Genomic DNA, 17,524 nt, shown 5'->3' on the forward strand with positions numbered 1-17,524 from the left:
CATGACCGCACAAATTCCCGCTTCCGGCCGCCGGGCGCAGCCCGCTTCCGAGCAGCCGAAGTTCACCGAGCAACCGCTCCTGGAGGTCCGCGACTTCCAGGTGGAACTGATCACCGACGCCGGCATCATCCGCGCCGTTGACTCGGTCAGCTTCAGCATCCACCGGGGCGAGACGGTCACCATCATCGGTGAGTCCGGTTCCGGTAAATCGACGACGGCGATGGGCATCCTCCGCCTGCTGCCCGAGGACCTGGCGGTGCTTTCCGGCACCGTGCTGATCGACGGCGTCGACGTCACCGCCGATCCCAAGGCCATCGACAAGGTGCGCGGCAAGACCCTGGCACTGATCCCGCAGGACCCCATGACGGCGCTGAGCCCGGTGCACTCGATCGGCAGCCAGCTCTTCGAGGCCATCCGGATCGCCGGCGCAGCCTCCGCCAAGGACAAGGGCGCCCTGCAGGCCCGGGCCGTCCGGCTGCTGGAGCAGGTGCACATCCCCACCCCGGAGAAGCAGCTGAAGAAGTACCCGCACCAGCTCTCCGGCGGCATGCTGCAGCGCGTTCTGATCGCCATCGCCCTGGCCAGTGAGCCGCAGCTGCTGGTGGCGGACGAGCCGACGTCGGCCCTGGACGTCACGGTGCAGGGCGGCATCCTGGACCTGCTCCTGGAACTGCAGGAACAGCGCGGCATCGGCATCCTGATGATCACGCACGACCTCGGCGTGGCCCGGCTGATCTCGGACCGCATCCACGTGATGAAGGACGGCCGGTTCGTGGAGTCCGGCGACGTCCAGCAGATTGTGGACCACCCCGCCACCGAATACACCCGGGCCCTGCTGGCCGCCGTGCCCGTCCTGGGTCCGTGGGACGAAACCCCCGCCACCACCCTGACCACAACTGGAGCAAGCCATGACTAAGCCGTTCCTCGCCGTCGAAAACCTCGTGGTGGACTACCACGTGCCGGGCGGCACCTTCCGGGCCGTTGACGACGTGTCCTTCTCCGTGGACAAAGGCAAGACGATCGCCGTCGTGGGTGAATCCGGCTGCGGAAAATCCACCATCGCCAAGGCCCTGATGCGGCTGGTCACACCCACCAGCGGGCGCATCGAGCTGGATGGAACGGACATCGCTTCGATGAGCGAGGCGAAGCTGCGGCCCATGCGGTCCAAGTTCCAGATGGTGTTCCAGGACCCGTACGGCTCCCTGGACCCGCACATGACGGCGCAGGAGATCGTGGCCGAGCCGCTGAAGCTGCAGGGCGTCCGGTCCAAGGCGGAGCGGCACAAGGCGGCCGCCACGCTGATCGACCAGGTGGGCCTGCCCGTGGCGTCCCTGGACAAGCACCCGTCCGAGTTCTCCGGCGGCCAGCGCCAGCGGATCGGGATTGCCCGGGCCCTGGCGTCCAAGCCGGAACTGCTGGTCTGCGACGAAGCCACCAGCGCGCTGGACGTGTCCGTGCAGGCGCAGGTGCTGCGGCTGCTGAAATCCATCCAGGACGAAACCGGAATCACCTACGTCTTCATCTCGCACAACCTGGGCGTGGTGCAGGAGATCAGCGATACCGTCATGGTGATGCAGCGCGGCAAGCTGGTTGAATACGGCTCCACCGCGTCCGTCCTGACCGCCCCCAAGGAGGACTACACCCGCAAACTCCGCCGCGCCGCGCTGGACCCCTCCACCATGACGGGCCTCAAGCCGCGGCACCTGGTCCGCTCCCTGGCGCTCGCCAACCAGGCGTAAACCTACTTTTCTGAACCAACGCAACCGCAAGGAATCAACGCATGAGCAAGCAGCCCGAAGGCGCCCAGGTGGACGGCCTGAAACTTCCCATTTCCCGGCTGGTCCTGGGGACCATGACGTTCGGCGACACGGTCGACGAGGCCACCGCGGGGCGGATGGTGGAGGAAGCGCTCGACGCCGGCATCACCACGATCGACACCGCCAACGCCTACGTCGGGGGAACCACCGAGGAAATGCTCTCCCGCCTCCTCAAGGGTCGCCGCGGCGACGTTATTCTCGCCTCCAAGGCGGGCATGCCGCACGCGGACCACGGCTCCAACTCGCCGTTGTCGCCCGCGGGTCTGCGTGCCAGCGTGGAGGGGAGCCTCCGCCGGCTCGGCGTGGACAGCATCGACCTGTTCTACCTGCACCAGCCGGACCGCGCCACGCCGCTGCGCGACACACTGGCCACCGTGGCCGAGCTGTTCGCCGAGGGGAAGATCTGCGCGCTGGGCGTGTCCAACTTCGCGGCCTGGCAGATTGCCGACGTCATCCACACGGCACGCGAAGTGGGGGCGCCGCGGCCGGTGGTCGCGCAGCAGCTGTACAACCTGGTGGCACGCCGGGTGGAGGAGGAATACCTCGAATTCGCCGCCACCCACAACGTGCACACCATGGTCTACAACCCCCTGGGCGGCGGGCTGCTCACCGGCAAGCACAGCTTCGACGCCAAGCCCACCGAGGGCCGCTACGGCGACTCCAAGCTGGCCGCCATGTACACCCAGCGGTACTGGGACAAGCAGCTGTTCGACGCCATTGAAGAGCTCTCCCGCATCGCTGACGGTGCAGGGATTTCCCTGGCCGAGCTGTCGCTGCGCTGGCTGGCCTACCGGGACGGCGTGGGCTCCATGCTGCTGGGCGGCTCCAAGGTGGAACAGCTGCAGTCCAACATCGCCGCCGTCGCCAACGGGCCGCTGCCCGCCGACGTCGTGGACGCCTGCGACGCCGTGGGCACCTCGCTGCGGGGCCCCATGCCCGCCTACAACCGCTGATTTCCTCACTAACTTCCTGAACCGACTGCTCCCTGCACCGACTGCTTCCCTGTACCGACACTGAATGAAGGACTCTGATGACCTCCCAACTGGCCCTCGAATTCGCCCGCAAGATCCGCGCCCGTGAGCAGGCGGTGGGCTACTGGGCCGTGCTGGATGCGCCCGTGGCCACCGAACGCATCGGCCGGCTCGGCTACGACTACGTGGCCCTGGACGCGCAGCACGGCCTGCTCGGCTACTCGGGCGTGCTCAACGGGCTGATGGCCATCGACGCCGGGCACACCGCCGTCGGCATGGTCCGCGTGGAGGCCAACGACTTCACCGCGATCGGCAAGGCGCTCGACGCCGGCGCCGTGGGCGTCATCGTCCCGCTCATCAACAACGCCGCAGACGCCGCCGCGGCCGTGGCCGCCGCCAAGTACCCGCCGCTGGGCGGCCGCTCCTACGGCCCCATGCGCTCGGCCCTGCGGATCGGCCCCAAGCCCGCCGACGCCAACGCCACCACCCTGGTATTCGCCATGATCGAGACCCCCGAAGGCCTGGCCAACGTCAAGGAAATCTGCGCCACCCCCGGCCTGGACGGCATCTACGTGGGACCGTCGGACCTGGCGATCGCCGTGGGCGGGGCCTTCCCCGGGGATCCCGCCGTCGACGCCGAATTCAACGCCGCGCTGGAGACCATCGGCGAGGCCGCCGCTTCGGCCGGCATCGCAGCCGGCATCCACACCCCGGCGGGGGAGGTGGCGGCCCTCCGGCTGAGCCAGGGCTACACCTTCGCCACCATCGCCTCGGACCTGACGCACCTGGAACAGATCGCGAAATCCCACCTCGACGCCGCCCGCTCCGACGCCGGAACCAAGGAGAGCTGACCCCATGACAAACACCACCACCGACGCGTACAGCACCATCACCCCGGACGGGACCGTAAAGCGGGCGGACGGGGCGGACTTCGCCTACCTCCCGGCCCCCACCGTGCAGAGCCACGCCGCCAACCTTCTCACGCTGCCGGACGGCCGGCTGGGCTGCGTCTGGTTCGGCGGCACCCAGGAAGGCGTGCCGGACATCTCCATCTGGTTCTCCGCCCTGGAACCCGGCAGCAGCCAGTGGTCCGAACCGCAGCAGCTCTCCAACGACTCCACCCGGTCCGAACAGAACCCCATCCTCTTCACTGCGCCGAATGGCGCGCTGTGGCTGCTGTACACCGCGCAGAAGGCGGGCAACCAGGACACCGCCGAGGTCCGCCGTCGTACGTCCATGGACGGCGGCCGCACCTGGGGCGAGGTGGAGACGCTGTTCCCCGCGAACGAAACCGGCGGCGTGTTCGTCCGGCAGCTCCCGGTAGTGTTGCCGTCCGGCCGCCTGATCGTGCCGATCTTCCGGTGCATCACCACGCCGGGGGAGAAATGGGTGGGCAACAGCGACGACAGCGCCGTGATGATCTCCGACGACGCCGGCGCCACGTGGACCGAGCACGTGCTGCCCGGGAGCCTGGGCTGCGTCCACATGAACATCCAGCCCGTGGCCGACGGCACCCTGCTGGCACTGTTCCGGAGCCGCTGGGCGGACTCGATCTACGAATCCCGCTCCACCGACGACGGCTCCACCTGGAGCGAGCCGGTCCCCACCGAGCTGCCCAACAACAACTCCTCCATCCAGTTCACCGCGCTCGCCGACGGACGCCTGGCACTCGTGTACAACCACAGCCGGGCGGAGGCTTCCACTGAGCGCCGGTTGTCCCTCTACGACGAAATTGACGACGACGGCCTGGCCGAGGAGCAGGGCCAGGTGGCCGAGCCGGACGCTTCCGCTTTCTCTGAGGACGATGGTTCGCGGAAGGCATTCTGGGGCACCCCGCGCTCGCCGATGACCCTGGCCATCTCCGAGGACTCCGGCCGCTCGTGGCCCATCCGCCGGAACCTGGATGTGGGGGACGGGTACTGCCTGTCCAACAACTCCCGCGACGGGCTGAACCGTGAGTACTCCTACCCGTCCATCCACCAGGGCCCGGACGGTTCCCTGAACATCGCGTACACGTACTTCCGGCAGGCCATCAAGTTCGTCCGGGTGGACCCGCAGTGGGCGTACGAAGGCACCACCACTCCTGGCGGGGACGAATGACCAAACCCCAGCACGCCGTGGTCACCGGCACCAGCTCGGGAATCGGCAAGGCGATCGCCTCGCGACTGCTGGCTGACGGGTGGAAGGTGACGGGGCTGAGCCGTACCGAGTCTTCGCTGGGGGAGGGCTTCCGGTGGCAGCAGGCCGATCTCTCCGAGCCCGAGTCGCTGGGCAGCGTGGTCGAGGCCATTGGGCCGGCCGATGCGCTGGTGCACGCCGCCGGGTTCCAGCGGACCGCGCCCTTGGGCGAGCTGGACCCGGCCGCGCTGGCGGGCATGTTCACCGTCCACGTGGCGGCGGCTTCTGTGCTGGCCAACGCTTTGGTGCCGTCCATGCCCGACGGCGGGAGGGTGCTGTTGCTGGGCAGCCGCACCTCCACGGGGATGCCGGGCAAGAGCCACTACGCGGCCACGAAGGCTGCACTGATGGGCCTCGGCCGGACCTGGGCGCAGGAGCTCGCGCCGCGGGGGATCACCGTCAACGTGCTCTCCCCGGGCCCGACCGACACCCCGATGCTGAACGACCCCGGCCGCTCAGCCACCCCCGTGCGGATGCCGGCCCTGGGCGCGCTGGTGGATCCGGAGGACGTGGCCGCGCTGGCCGCCTTCCTGCTGGGGCCGCACGGGAAGTCCATTACCGGGCAGAACTACGTCATCTGCGGAGGAGCGTCACTCTAGCCCCCTGCGACGCTCTCTCACTTTTGGCCCCCTTTCCTCCGGACGCTCTCTCACTTTTGGCCCCCTTTCCTCCGGACCCTCTCTCACTTTTCTGAAGAGAGTGAGAGAGGGTCGCTGAAAAACCGCCGTTAAGTGAGAGAGCGTCCTATCTGTGCTTCTCGTTTCGGGGTTCTGCGGCTAGCGTGCCTGCAGCCCCGGAACGCCGTCCTGGATCGCGAAGGAGGCCTTCGTGCTGACGGGGGATCCCGGCGTCGTGACGTAGTCCAGGACGCGGAAGTCAGCGGTCAGCGCATCCTTCGTAATGCGGGTGTTCACGTAGCCGCGGTTGTCGTTGTAGAACTTCAGGTGCGGGTTCCAGGCCATGGTCGCATCCGTGGTGGAGCCGGTGCCGTTGCCGGTGGAGGTGATGGACGTGCACACCAGTTCCGAGCCCACCACGGGGGAGGCGGGGTCCTTGTAGTCCACCTTGACGTCGTTGGCCCAGTTGCGGTGCACGTCGCCGGTGAGGACGACGGCGTTGCGGACGTTCGCGTCCACCCAGCCCTGGGTGATGCGGCGGCGGGAGGCGGCGTAGCCGTCCCACCCGTCCATGGAGACGTCGTCGATCTCGGGCGCGGCGTTCCTGTCCTTTTCGGCGAAGAAGACCTGCTGGCCGAGGATGTCCCAGCGCTGGGTGGAGTTCTTGAAGCCGTCCAGCAGCCACTTTTCCTGCTCGGCACCGGTGATGGTGCGGTCTTCGGCGAGGCGCTCGGCCACGTTCTTCTTCCAACCGTCGCCGGCCAACTGGTCGTCGCGGTACTGCCGGGTGTCCATCATGTGGAAGTTGGCCAGCTGTCCCCACTGCAGGGTCCGGTAGATCTTCATGTCGGGCCCGGCCGGGAGGGACGACGGGCGAAGCGGCATGTTCTCGTAGTACGCCTGGAACGCAGCGGACCGGCGCTGCCGGAAGTGCTCGGTGGTGTCATTCAGCTGCCCGGCGTCCGTGTTCTCCGGGACATCGTCCGCCCAGTTGTTGTCCACCTCGTGGTCATCCCACACCACCAGCCAGGGCGCAATCGCGTGCGCGGACTGCAGGTCGGCGTCGGCCTTGTACTGCGCGTGCCGCTGCCGGTAGCCCTGCAGGGTGGTAGTTTCGGGTCCTTCGTGGTCGCGCGGGTTGCCGCCGCCGATCACGTAGCTGCCCTTCTTGTACTCGTACAGGTAATCACCGAGGTGCAGTACGAGGTCCGGGTGGTCCTGCGCCAGCCGGGAGTAGGCGGTGAAGTAGCCGTGCTCGAACTGCGCGCAGCTGGCGAACGCCATGGCCAGCGCCGCCGGCGTCTCATGTAGCGCCGGGCTGGTGAGGGTGCGTCCCACCGGGCTGATGTGCTTGCCGGCACGGAACCGGTAGAAGTATTCCCGGCCCGGCCGCAGTCCCTTGAGTTCGACGTGCACCGAGTGGGCGGTTTCGATCCGGGCGTGCTCGACGCCGCGGGCTACTACAGTGCGCATGCTCGCGTCTTCAGCCACTTCCCACGCCACCGCGACGTTGCGGGAGGGCATGCCGCCCAGACCGTCCTCCGCTACGGGGTCAACGGCCAGGCGGGTCCAGATCACGAAGCCGTCCGGCCACGGCTCGCCGGAAGCGATGCCGAGCAGGAACGGATCGGTGCGGAGACCGGCGTCGTCCGCCGTTGACGTCGCGAACGCTGCACCCGGCAGGGCGGCCACGAGGCCGGCCCCAAGGCTGGCGGAAAGAAGGGATCTGCGTGAAATGTTTTCCATATAGTCGACCGTAAGAAGGCCGGTTGGACAGGCTGTGAGAGCGGTGTGAATGGACGGTTAACTGCGTGACAAACATTGTCGAGGCGGCTTAGGGCCGGGATTTGCCTGTTGTTATTACCGACTGCCGCGGCCGGGATGCTGTTCCGAAGGGGTATCTTTGGGCAGGGGGGCCGTACCGGTCAAGTCCTACACCGGTGTCTGAGTTTGCCCACGGCACGGCCGAGCAGCAGCACATTTCCGGTGTCAGCGTCGACAGCGATGTCGTGATCATGACTGAGGAGAGTGACTGGTGAGTAACGCCAGCGAATGGGCTGCCACGCTCAGGGCATTACACGAGAAACAACTGGACCGTCCCCGCCGGGTGTACCGGCTCGGCCGCACCAAGGTCATCTTTTCGGGTGGCCATGCCGCTTGCACTGTGGGTGCGGCAGTAGCGGCTTCCGCGTTGGATTCTCCCAGCTGGGCGTTTTGGATTGCCATCGCTCTCGGATTTGTCGTGGGAAAGTTCCTCTTCCCAGTTCCTCGCAGCAGCGTAGCGAGCCGATATGGTTCTAAGGAGCTGGCCAGGAAGTCTCCCGGCGATCTGGACTACATGACGCCGGCGGAGATCCGCGCCTACCAGTACAACGCCCAGTTCATCCAGAAGGGCATTACCCCGTTGGCGCTGGGGACCGAAGAAGCTCTTGGCCGCCAGTCTGAAGCGGTCAGGACGATGTCCCTGACCGCGGGCGCTGACGCGGGGTTGTTGGCACATCTTTCCCTCGCGGATGTCAGGGAGTATGGGCGTACTGCCGACCGTCACGATCTGCTTGAGCGCCGATGGCGCCAATACGAGATGGACCCTCAATTGCAGTTCGATTTTCCCGCCATGACTGATGCTTCCCTTCCGGCAACCTCGGCAATGATCAGGGCTAGGCGCACCGCTGGTCAAGAGAGAACCACAGGTAAACCGGCCGACTACAGGCTGGCTGTGGACAGGTTTTCGCAGACGCTGGCAGCGGCGGAACAGGCGGCCGGCGTTCCGTAGCGGTTTGCTCTTCCACCACAAAAGTGGTGACAGGTTAAGCCCCTGAGTAATACCTTGGGTTCATGCAAGGCCCAGCCGCCGCCATGCCGCAGCTCGACGGTGTGACCCACCGGTGGATCGATGTGCGCGGGATAACTATGCATATCGCGGAGGCCGGGAACGGGGAGCCGATTTTCCTGCTCCATGGCTTCCCGCAGCACTGGTGGGAGTGGCATGGCGTCATTCCCCGCCTGGCCGAGCATTACCGGGTGATTGCCGTCGACCAGCGCGGCTTCGGCTGGACCGATGCCCCCGCGGACGGCTACAACGCCCGCACCCTCATCGAAGACATCGTCCTGCTCATGGACGAGCTGGATATCCCGCGGGCGCGCTTTCTCACCCATGACTGGGGTTCGGTCGTTGCCCAGCTCCTGGCCATGGAACGGCCCGATCTGGTTGAGGCGCTCGTTGTCACGGGTGCCCCGGACGTGCACATCAGACCGAACGCCGGGCTGCTGGGGCTTTTCCCCAAGCTCTGGCACGCCTTCGCGCTCGCGGCTCCAGTAATCGGTCCGCGTCTCCAGCGGAACGAGAAGTTCACGCGGCACCTCTTCACGGCCTTCGAGCCCGCAGGCGGAGTGCCAGAGGAAGACATGGAGCTCTACGCGGTTGGGATGGCCCAGCCCGAGAGGGCACGGGCAGGCTCAGCCCTCTACCGCGGCACCATCCTCCCGGCGTTCATGGGCATCATTTTCGGGGCATACGCCAAACGCGACTTTACGGTGCCGACCCTCGCCCTCATCGGTGACAGGGAGCCGTCCGCGACTCTTCAGGAGATGGGCCACCGGCCCGGGCGCGGGGGCAACGTGACCACGGAGATCCTTCCCGGCGAGGGCCACTTCCTCGCGGACCACCGCCCTGAGCTGATTGCCGACAGGGCCCTCCGGTTCTTCGGACACGCGCCGGACCAATACCACGACAAATAGTGCAGCCCACAGCAGTATCCCCATTAGAGGGACCGGCAAAATCATCGTCTTTCAGAGTGTCTCGGGTATGGTGCGTCCCGGGAAGAGCGTGGAGTACTGCCGGCGGTACATCCTGCGCCCGACGAGGCGGTAGGCAAGTCGGACCGGCGGAGGGATCTCCTTGAACAGCTCCTTCCGGTCTGCGGGAGGGTTCGTGGCAAGCACCATGCCGAGGTAGGCGACCATGAACTTCTTGTCGAACTGCTCGATCCCGTGCTGGCCAACCCCGTTCATTTCCTTCTCGTCCATCACCCTGTCCACGGCGGGCATGACCTCTGTGACCTCGCGCCGCAGGTGCACTTTGAGGACAGCGGACAGGTCCTCGTAGCGCTTGGCGAGTTCCTCAGCGGCCTCTGCGCCAGCCGTCTCCATCCAGCGGAGGCGGATTGGCTGGATGCCCTCAAGCCGTTGTGTGACCTGCCTGTGCTGCTCGAGCATCTGCGCTATGTGCAACCCGCACGCCGGCGCCCGCTCCGCCAGTTGCGGGTACATAAGCAGGTCCTCGCCCTCGTGGTGGACATGGAGCACCTTGTCGAAGTTGCCCAGTACTTCGCCCACGTACGCGGCCCGGGAGATGTCACCGGCCCCGGCGGAGCGCACCAGGCCCGGTGCCTCGTGGTACGCCCAAAGGAAAAAACGGTGGATGCGCCGCATGGCCGCCGACCCGGTGCAGAGGACGGGCCCCGGTGGCAGCGGAGCTGCGGTCTCGCCGGGCTGCATGGTGAAGAAGTCAGTCATTGGGTAGCCCCTAACGGCAATCAACCGAAACCAGGACCTCCCCCGGCAGCATCGTATCGCTTGCCCTCATGCCGAACAATGGCCAGGCCGCCTAGTTTCGCCGGGGTGCTTGGCCGCCCATCCGGCCGGTCGGTGCCTGCCTTGGCGTCGGACTTAAGTCCCTGTTGTGGAGGGCGGCTCCGGCGTATTTTGAAGGCAGGTCCCGAACCGTCGGGGACCGCACCCAAGGGGGCACCATGACCAGGGCCAGGCTTACGGCATTCAGCGTTTTGGGGCTCTGCGCCCTGTTCTCGCTTTCGGGCTGCTTCGGCCCGCCGGCCCCGGCGCCCACGGGCAGCTCCACCGCCGCGACCACAACGCAGGCCACGACGTCGTCGCCCACGAGCAGCTCCGCCGCCCCGACTGTAACCCCGACGACGACGGCGAGCCCGACTGCCACGGGCAGCCCGTCGGCGACCCCGACCCCGACAGCGACTGCCCCGCCGTCGTCCGCCCCCGCGAACCCGCCGGCGACGCAGGAACCGACGTCCCCCGGGCTGCCCGAGCAGGTGGCCCCGCTGACCATCTACTACGTAGCCATCGAAGACAACGGCATATCGGGCCCCAGGATCGGCTGCGGCGACAGCCTCGTCGCTACGACCACCGCCCCGGTCCGCTTCACGGACCAGGTTGGCCCCAGCATCGGGACCTTGCTCGCGAACAAGAGCCGCGACGTCGGCCTGTCAGGGCTCGTGAACGTCCTGTACCAGTCGAACCTCAGCTACGTCGGCGGCGAGCTGGACGGCAGCACGATCACGATCTACCTCACCGGGCAGTTCATGCTGGGCGGCGTATGCGACATCCCGCGGGCGAAGGCACAGCTGGAGTACACCGCCATGGCCGCGGCCGGGGCAACGAGCGCCCAGGTGTTCGTCAACGGCCGCCCGATCGACGAAGTGCTCAGCCTCAAGTAGTGCAGCCGAAAGGCACTATCCAGCTGCTGAAGTTTGCCGCAAGATAACTGGATGAAAAAGATCTTTGTAGCCGGTTTAGCAGCGGTAGTCATGGGCCTCGGCGGAATTGCCGCGGCAGTTCCGAGTAGCGCGGCCGCCGAGCCGTCACCCGCCGCGGGCCAGATCATGGTGAAATTCCGTGACCCCGGCGCCGCGGGAGGCGCTCTGCGCCAGCATGGCCTCAGCGAGGGCCCTGGCATCGGCAGTACCGGCGCCCAGCTCATCAAAGTACCGGCCGGCAAAGAACTTCAACTCATTGACGCCCTGAGCCGGAACCCGGCAGTTGAGTATGCCGAGCCGGACGAGCTTGTCACTGCCGCTACGGCGGACGAGTATTTCCCCCGCCAGTACGCCCTGCAGAACAACGGCCAGTCGTACACCAACACCGCCGGCACCCTGTCAGTCGCCGGAGGCACAGCAGACGCCGATGTGGACGCCGTCGAAGCGTGGTCCGTCACGACCGGCAGCGGCATAAGAGTTGCCGTTCTCGATTCAGGTGTCGCTAGCGACAACCCCGACATCAACCCGAAGGTTGTTGCACGCGGCAACTTCAGCGGCGCGGCCACCAACGAAGACAACTACGGCCACGGCACCCACGTCGCCGGCATCGTTGCCGCCACTGCCAACAACACGATGGGTGTGGCGGGCGTGTGCCCGGGGTGCACGATCCTGGCCGGAAAAGTTCTCAACGACAGCGGGATTGGATCCAGTTCGGGCCTTGCGAACGGCATCAACTGGGCGGTCAGCAACGGCGCGAAGGTGATCAACATGAGCATCGGAGTGCGGGCGTCACGCACTCTCGAAACGGCCGTCAATAACGCCTGGGGCAAGGGCGTGGTGCTCGTTGCCGCAGCAGGCAACGGCGGCAACCAGACCAAGATCTACCCGGGCGCCTACCCCAACGTCATTGCCGTCGCCGCAACCGATAACAACGACGCCAAGGCATCCTTCTCCACCTACGGAGCCAGTTGGGTGGACGTCGCGGCGCCCGGAGTCAACGTCTATTCAACGTTCCCGAACCACACCTTCGTCCTTGGGACGCAGAACAACCGCTCATTCGGTTATGACGTCGGCAACGGGACCTCAATGTCCTCACCCATCGTCGCTGCCACGGCCGCGCTTGCCTGGAGCTCGCATCCTGGCGCCACGCAAACCTCAGTCCGCGCAAATATCGAATCAACCGCTGACAAGATTTCCGGTACGGGCACGTACTGGGCTTATGGCCGCGTGAACGCGGACCGGGCCGTCCGTTAGGCGCAACGCGCCCCGGCTATCCGGGCGTGAACATTTGTGCAGGAAGCTTCCGGAGATCCTCACGGGTCCAAACGGCAGCGGAGTAAGCTACTCCGCAGTAATAACGGGATTGGCAGGGACTTCAGCAGGAGGGCAGGCTCGGCCCGCAGGCCGCCATTCTTTACGCACATCCGTGCAGCCGACAACACCTGGACGTCTCGCGTACCTACATTTGAGTACCTGGCCAGCGTTTGGATGACACGAAGAACTGACTTCCATAGCCGGCCTACTCCAATGACACACGAACAACGAGGTTTCTATGTCACTGCTATCCAAAACTCTGTCCATCGCCGCAGCCGCCGTCCTCGCGGGGTCCCTGTCCGTCGTTCCCGCCCAGGCGGACACCCTGGACGTGGCCCCGCCGGGTGCCAACGACTGGTCCTGCAAACCCAGCGCCGAGCATCCGTATCCGGTCATTCTTGTGCCTGGAACGTTTGAGAGCATGGCGAAGAACTGGTCCACCCTGTCGCCTTATCTCAAGAGCGCCGGGTACTGCGTCTTCGCCCTCAACTACGGCGAGACGAACGGTGTGTATGCCACCGCCCCCGTGGCCGACTCCGCGCAGGAACTCGCCCCGTTCGTGGATGCGGTACGTGCTGCCACCGGCGCCAAGAAGGTGGATCTTGTGGGCCACAGCCAGGGCGGAATGATGCCCCGCTACTACATGGGCTTCCTCGGCGGTGCCAAGAATGTCAATAAGCTCATCGGGATCGCACCCTCCAACCACGGCACCGAAGGCGTCATCGTCCCCCCGCCTGGCTTTGTCGCTGATCCGGACTACACCGGCCTGGGCTGTGCGGCCTGCGCCGACCAGCAGGCGGGCTCGGCGTTCATGCAGAACCTTAATTCCATTGGCGACACCGTGGCTGGACCGTCGTACACAGTCATCTCGACGGTCCACGACGAAGTGGTCATTCCCTACAACAGCCAGTTCCTCAGCGGCCCGGCACGGCAGGTCACGAACATCACCATCCAGGACAAGTGCCCGGCCGATCTCTTCGAGCATGACCAGACGCCGAACGACCCGGTGGTGCACCAGATCGTGGCCCATGCTCTGGGCAAGCCTTCGGGTCCTGCAGACCCGGCCTTTCAGCCCGCCTGCATCTAGCAGTCGGCTGAACCACTGACGCACGACGGCGGCCGGCAGTAACGCCGGCCGCCCGCCGTAGATTCGTGCCGGCTCGCACTGGAACTGCCGGTCGGGTTGCCTTGCTGAGGGTCTTCGACCGCCGGAAACCGGGAAATGTGAATTGCCAAAAGGCACTATCCAGTGGGTGAATTCTGCCGCAAGATAACTGAATGAAACAGACCCTGGTAGCTAGTTTCGCAGCAGTAGTCATGGGCTTCAGCGGAATTGCCGCAGCGGTCCCAAGCAATGCGGCCCCAAGCAACGCAGCTGCGCAGTCATCACATATCGCGGGACAAATCATGGTTAAATTCCGCGACGATGGCGCGGCGGCCGGTGTGCTTCGCCAGCATGGGCTCAAGGTGGGTTCCGGTATCGGCAGCACCGGCGCTCAACTCATCAAGGTGCCGGCAGGCAAAGAATTGACCCTCATCGAAGCCCTAAACCGGAACCCGGCGGTTGAATACGCCGAACCGGACGAGATCGCGACTGCCGATACCGATGACCCGTTTTTCCCCCGCCAATACGCGCTGCAGAACGACGGCCAATCATTTACCAACACCCTCAGCACGATAACTGTTGCTAAGGGCACGGTGGACGCTGATGTGGACGCCGTCGAAGCGTGGAGCATCACTAAAGGCAGGGACACCCGAGTCGCCATTATCGACTCAGGCGTTGCAAATGACCACGAGGATATTTCGGAGAAGGTCGTTGCGCGGATCAACTTCAGTGATGCGGCAACCGGCGACGACAAATACGGCCACGGCACCCATGTGGCCGGGATCGTTGCCGCGATCGCCGGCAACGGCAAGGGTGTCGCCGGCGTGTGCCCGGAGTGCACCATCCTGGACGCCAAAGTGCTCAACGACAACGGGTCCGGTTCCACCTCGGCCATTGCCAAGGGCATCGACTGGGCCGTGAACAATGGTGCCAGGGTGATCAACATGAGCCTTGGAATGCGCGTCTCGTCACGCACGCTCGAGGCGGCCGTCAACAACGCTTGGAACCGGGGTGTGGTGCTGGTGGCCGCGGCGGGCAACGCCGGTACTCCGGCCCAGATCTACCCGGGCGCCTACTCTAACGTCATTGCCGTGGCGGCAACAGATAACAATGACGACAAGGCATCGTTCTCCAGCTACGGTTCCAAGTGGGTGGATATCGCGGCGCCGGGTGTCAACGTCTACTCGACCTTCCCGGTCCGCCCCTTCGTCCTGGGTACGCAAAACGGCCGGTCCATGGGCTATGACATCGCCAGCGGCACCTCAATGGCCTCGCCGATCGTGGCCGCCACTGCCGCTCTCCTCTGGAGCACGCAGACCTGCCCTACGAACGCTGACGTCCGGGCAAAGGTCCTGTCCACCACGGAGCGAAAGCCCGGCACTGAAACCTTCTGGGCGAACGGCCGAGTGAACGCCTTCAAGGCCGTCGACGGGTCCTGCTCCTAATCGCCGCCGTCGTCCGTCCCTTCCGCGCGTTCCTTGATGCCGCGTAGCATGCCGACTTCCATGTAATGGTGGAACGGGTCAGCGACGAAAAAGTCGATTCCGCGGGCCAGCGGCAGTGCGCCCGGCACACGCTGAAGGACGAACGCGACGGCCTTGGTCAACACCGGAGCATCGGAAGCGGCCCCCTGAGCCGCAGCACTGATGTATCCCATTTCGCGGTAGCGAACGATCAAGCGGGTGCGGTTCCCCGGGAGAGGACGCAGCACGAACGCCTCTCCCGCTACGAGGTGCCGGTTAGGCTCAATCTCCGCCACGGTCGCGTAGACGCCCCCGCCGTAGGGCACCTGGTCGCCGACCTTGAGATCCTGCAGTTCAGGGTGAATACGCCTCGCCGAGTGCTTTCCTTCGACGTACCGGGCGCGGAACATCGCCCGTTCCACGCGGTCGTGCGTGTAGAACCCGGCGCGGTAGATCCCCATTTGCACAATCCAGGGCCACACGCGCTCCGGCGGCACATCAATGGTGATGGCCCGCGTGCTCTGAAACGCCGGGCGCGGGACCCGGTCATCACCGGGCAAAGGCTCAACGGCTTCCTCGCCCTGCGTCCCCCATCGCAGCATCGCCGGACGCCACAACAGATAGGCCGCAACCTTCACAGCCACAGCACCGCCCAGAACCAGCAACTTCGTGCGGTTCACCATCCCTATCACCTGCCTTGTGGTAGCAGCCGCCATACCCACACCCTGCGCTGGATCCCGCGGCCGGGGAAGTGCCGAAGGTCCTCCCGCCGCTGCGCGAGCCGTCCTTGTCAGCCCCACCCGCCACGAGGAGACTTACTGTATGCCGTCCGCTAGAGCCGGCGGCGGTGTTTCTCCTTGCGGGGGCCGGCGCCCTCCTGGCTGGTCGGGGAAGTCGTGGATGCATCGGGGTCACGGAGCACGTTCGTCGTCGTCAACGGGGAGGCGGCGGGCACCCGGATTGTGATCCCGCACGGCAAAACGACCGTCGGCAGCGACGAGGGTTCACGGCTGCGCCTGCCCGTTTCCGGTGTGAGCCGCCGGCACGCGCTGCTGACCTCGGTGGACGGCCGGACGATCCTCGACGATCAAAACTCGCGCAATGGCACCTGGGTGAACGGCCACACCATCACCTCGCCCACCGAACTCACCGACGGCGATGAGGTCCAGTTCGGGCAGGTCAGGCTCCGCTTTGTTGAAGGGACGTACGACGGCGGCAGCGCGCCGCCGCCCGAAGGCGGCGGTTGGGCCGAACCCCGGACCGCCCCGGCGGCTGCCAGGAAAAAGGGGCTAGGCTCGGCCCTGCTGTTCGCGGCTGCGATCAATGTGGTGGGGCTGATCGGCAACAGCCTGACCGCCTTCCTGACCGAGCTGACGCCCACCTGGACGTGGTTCGTCACCCCGGTGATGGGCCTGGCTGTGGCTCTGGGCGGGGAGACGCTGGATTACCTCAAAGACAAGGGAAAGCCGACGCCCAAGCCGCCTCCGCGGCGTTACCGCCCGTCCAGCCTGGGACAGCCGGCACGGCCCGCGCGCCCGGTGCGGCCCGGGCAGCCGAATACGCACGCGACCACCTATCCTTCCCCGCCGGTCAGGGCGGCGCCGCGGTCACGTCCGGTCATCGCCACGGTGCTGGTGACGTTGCTCCTGCTCGGCGGTGGCGGCTGGCTGCTGGCCGCCGGCGCGAGTTACGCCGTCGGCTATTTTTCCGGGAATGAGGAAGGCACCCAGAGGCTGGCACGCCAGGTGGTGACGGAAACGCAGGGCGTCACGGTGACCGTCCTGGGCATCCAGAGCACCGCACATTTCACCCGGGTGGAGATCCATGTGCGGAACGGGACCGGCAGCTCAATGTCACTGCCGCTGTTTCACAACGCCGTCCTCACCGGCCCGGACGGCACGACGTTCGACGCCGATTCCTTCCGCAGCAGTTGGCAGCCCGAAATACCGCCAGGGGGCCAGCGGAAGGGGACCGTCAACTTCGAGAGCCAGCTGCCCGAATCCGGCGGCACGGTGTCGCTCAGCTTCGTCACGGTGTTCATGCAGGGGTTCGACGGACCGCGGTCCATCACCGTCCCGGACATCCCGCTGATGCCCGTGGTAACTCCGCTCTGAAAACTCGTGTACAGTAGAGATCGTTGTTGTGTTTGTATTTGGTAGTTCAGGCAGTACGCGGGGTCGAAAGTCCTCGTTCTTCTGAAGTAGCGGTTTTGAACACCCCACACCGGAGGACCCGAAAGTCGGGACAGTTCCTCCACCTTCACGAAGGACATAAATAATGGCTACTGGTACCGTCAAATGGTTTAACGCTGAAAAGGGCTTCGGCTTCATTTCCCCCGATGACTCCTCACAGGACGTTTTCGCACACTACTCTGCGATCAACTCCTCCGGCTTCCGCTCCCTCGAAGAGAACCAGAAGGTCTCCTTCGAAACCGAGCAGGGCCCCAAGGGTCCCCAGGCCACCAACATCCAGGCTATCTAATTTCTTAGATACCCGGGACCGTTAGGTTTCCTATAAAAGCAGGGTCTGCCGTTTGGCAGGCCCTGCTTTTT

18 protein-coding genes are annotated in these 17,524 nt (G+C 65.7%); 14 read left to right on the forward strand and 4 right to left on the reverse strand.

The window, feature by feature from the left end; all coding sequences use genetic code 11:
- The first annotated feature begins 1 nt into the window (after position 1).
- From ARTH_RS05250 to ARTH_RS05275, 6 genes are all read left to right on the forward strand, one after another.
- A complete protein-coding gene (locus ARTH_RS05250) occupies positions 2 to 916 on the forward strand; it encodes an ABC transporter ATP-binding protein (protein WP_011690900.1) in 915 nt (304 codons plus the stop codon).
- A complete protein-coding gene (locus ARTH_RS05255) occupies positions 909 to 1,739 on the forward strand; it encodes an ATP-binding cassette domain-containing protein (RefSeq protein WP_011690901.1) in 831 nt (276 codons plus the stop codon). The genes ARTH_RS05250 and ARTH_RS05255 overlap by 8 nt, the downstream gene beginning before the upstream one ends.
- A gap of 41 nt (positions 1,740 to 1,780) precedes the next feature.
- Positions 1,781 to 2,770 (forward strand): aldo/keto reductase, encoded by a 990-nt coding sequence (locus ARTH_RS05260; protein ID WP_011690902.1) that lies wholly within the window; start codon positions 1,781 to 1,783, stop codon positions 2,768 to 2,770.
- A 77-nt stretch (positions 2,771 to 2,847) separates the two neighbouring features.
- Positions 2,848 to 3,639, forward strand: coding sequence for an HpcH/HpaI aldolase family protein (locus ARTH_RS05265; protein ID WP_011690903.1), 792 nt, complete (start codon positions 2,848 to 2,850; stop codon positions 3,637 to 3,639).
- Positions 3,640 to 3,643: 4 nt separating this feature from the next.
- Positions 3,644 to 4,888 (forward strand): sialidase family protein, encoded by a 1,245-nt coding sequence (locus ARTH_RS05270; protein ID WP_011690904.1) that lies wholly within the window; start codon positions 3,644 to 3,646, stop codon positions 4,886 to 4,888.
- Complete coding sequence (locus tag ARTH_RS05275) at positions 4,885 to 5,565, forward strand: SDR family NAD(P)-dependent oxidoreductase (protein WP_011690905.1); 681 nt, start codon at positions 4,885 to 4,887, stop codon at positions 5,563 to 5,565. Before ARTH_RS05270 ends, ARTH_RS05275 begins: the two co-directional genes overlap by 4 nt.
- 177 nt (positions 5,566 to 5,742) lie before the next feature.
- On the opposite strand, the gene ARTH_RS05280 is transcribed toward ARTH_RS05275, so the two are convergent.
- Positions 5,743 to 7,329 (reverse strand): alkaline phosphatase D family protein, encoded by a 1,587-nt coding sequence (locus ARTH_RS05280; RefSeq protein WP_011690906.1) that lies wholly within the window; start codon positions 7,327 to 7,329, stop codon positions 5,743 to 5,745.
- A gap of 289 nt (positions 7,330 to 7,618) precedes the next feature.
- Between ARTH_RS05280 and ARTH_RS23060 the strand changes: the two genes are divergently transcribed.
- Both ARTH_RS23060 and ARTH_RS05290 read left to right on the forward strand, forming a co-directional pair.
- Positions 7,619 to 8,356 (forward strand): hypothetical protein, encoded by a 738-nt coding sequence (locus ARTH_RS23060; protein WP_011690907.1) that lies wholly within the window; start codon positions 7,619 to 7,621, stop codon positions 8,354 to 8,356.
- A 62-nt stretch (positions 8,357 to 8,418) separates the two neighbouring features.
- Positions 8,419 to 9,321: an alpha/beta fold hydrolase gene (locus ARTH_RS05290; protein ID WP_011690908.1), complete on the forward strand. Its 903-nt coding sequence runs from the start codon at positions 8,419 to 8,421 to the stop codon at positions 9,319 to 9,321.
- A gap of 51 nt (positions 9,322 to 9,372) precedes the next feature.
- On the opposite strand, the gene ARTH_RS05295 is transcribed toward ARTH_RS05290, so the two are convergent.
- Both ARTH_RS05295 and ARTH_RS05300 read right to left on the reverse strand, forming a co-directional pair.
- Complete coding sequence (locus ARTH_RS05295; protein WP_011690909.1) at positions 9,373 to 10,098, reverse strand: hemerythrin domain-containing protein; 726 nt, start codon at positions 10,096 to 10,098, stop codon at positions 9,373 to 9,375.
- Positions 10,099 to 10,189: 91 nt separating this feature from the next.
- The gene (locus ARTH_RS05300) at positions 10,190 to 10,663 is read right to left on the reverse strand and encodes a hypothetical protein (protein ID WP_043429475.1); all 474 of its coding nucleotides are present in this window, start codon (positions 10,661 to 10,663) and stop codon (positions 10,190 to 10,192) included.
- Here ARTH_RS05300 and ARTH_RS05305 point away from each other — a divergent pair.
- From ARTH_RS05305 to ARTH_RS05320, 4 genes are all read left to right on the forward strand, one after another.
- Positions 10,647 to 11,051: a hypothetical protein gene (locus tag ARTH_RS05305; RefSeq protein ID WP_043429477.1), complete on the forward strand. Its 405-nt coding sequence runs from the start codon at positions 10,647 to 10,649 to the stop codon at positions 11,049 to 11,051. The genes ARTH_RS05300 and ARTH_RS05305 overlap by 17 nt on opposite strands.
- Before the next feature lie 51 nt (positions 11,052 to 11,102).
- Positions 11,103 to 12,344: a S8 family serine peptidase gene (locus ARTH_RS05310; RefSeq protein ID WP_011690911.1), complete on the forward strand. Its 1,242-nt coding sequence runs from the start codon at positions 11,103 to 11,105 to the stop codon at positions 12,342 to 12,344.
- Between the two features lie 298 nt (positions 12,345 to 12,642).
- Positions 12,643 to 13,491 carry an esterase/lipase family protein gene (locus ARTH_RS05315; protein ID WP_011690912.1) on the forward strand — a complete coding sequence of 283 codons (849 nt, stop codon included), beginning with the start codon at positions 12,643 to 12,645 and terminating at the stop codon, positions 13,489 to 13,491.
- Between the two features lie 230 nt (positions 13,492 to 13,721).
- Positions 13,722 to 14,954 carry a S8 family serine peptidase gene (locus ARTH_RS05320; protein ID WP_442852999.1) on the forward strand — a complete coding sequence of 411 codons (1,233 nt, stop codon included), beginning with the start codon at positions 13,722 to 13,724 and terminating at the stop codon, positions 14,952 to 14,954.
- Here the strand turns inward: ARTH_RS05320 and ARTH_RS05325 are convergent.
- On the reverse strand, positions 14,951 to 15,655 hold the full coding sequence (locus tag ARTH_RS05325) for a hypothetical protein (protein WP_011690914.1): 705 nt from the start codon (positions 15,653 to 15,655) through the stop codon (positions 14,951 to 14,953). The two genes, ARTH_RS05320 and ARTH_RS05325, sit on opposite strands and share 4 nt — an antisense overlap.
- Before the next feature lie 213 nt (positions 15,656 to 15,868).
- Between ARTH_RS05325 and ARTH_RS23065 the strand changes: the two genes are divergently transcribed.
- Positions 15,869 to 17,086: an FHA domain-containing protein gene (locus tag ARTH_RS23065; RefSeq protein ID WP_011690915.1), complete on the forward strand. Its 1,218-nt coding sequence runs from the start codon at positions 15,869 to 15,871 to the stop codon at positions 17,084 to 17,086.
- 163 nt (positions 17,087 to 17,249) lie between these two features.
- Complete coding sequence (locus tag ARTH_RS05335; protein WP_011690916.1) at positions 17,250 to 17,453, forward strand: cold-shock protein; 204 nt, start codon at positions 17,250 to 17,252, stop codon at positions 17,451 to 17,453.
- The last annotated feature ends 71 nt before the right edge of the window (positions 17,454 to 17,524 follow it).

The sequence above is a fragment of the Arthrobacter sp. FB24 genome (assembly GCF_000196235.1).
Taxonomy (GTDB): Bacteria; Actinomycetota; Actinomycetes; order Actinomycetales; family Micrococcaceae; genus Arthrobacter.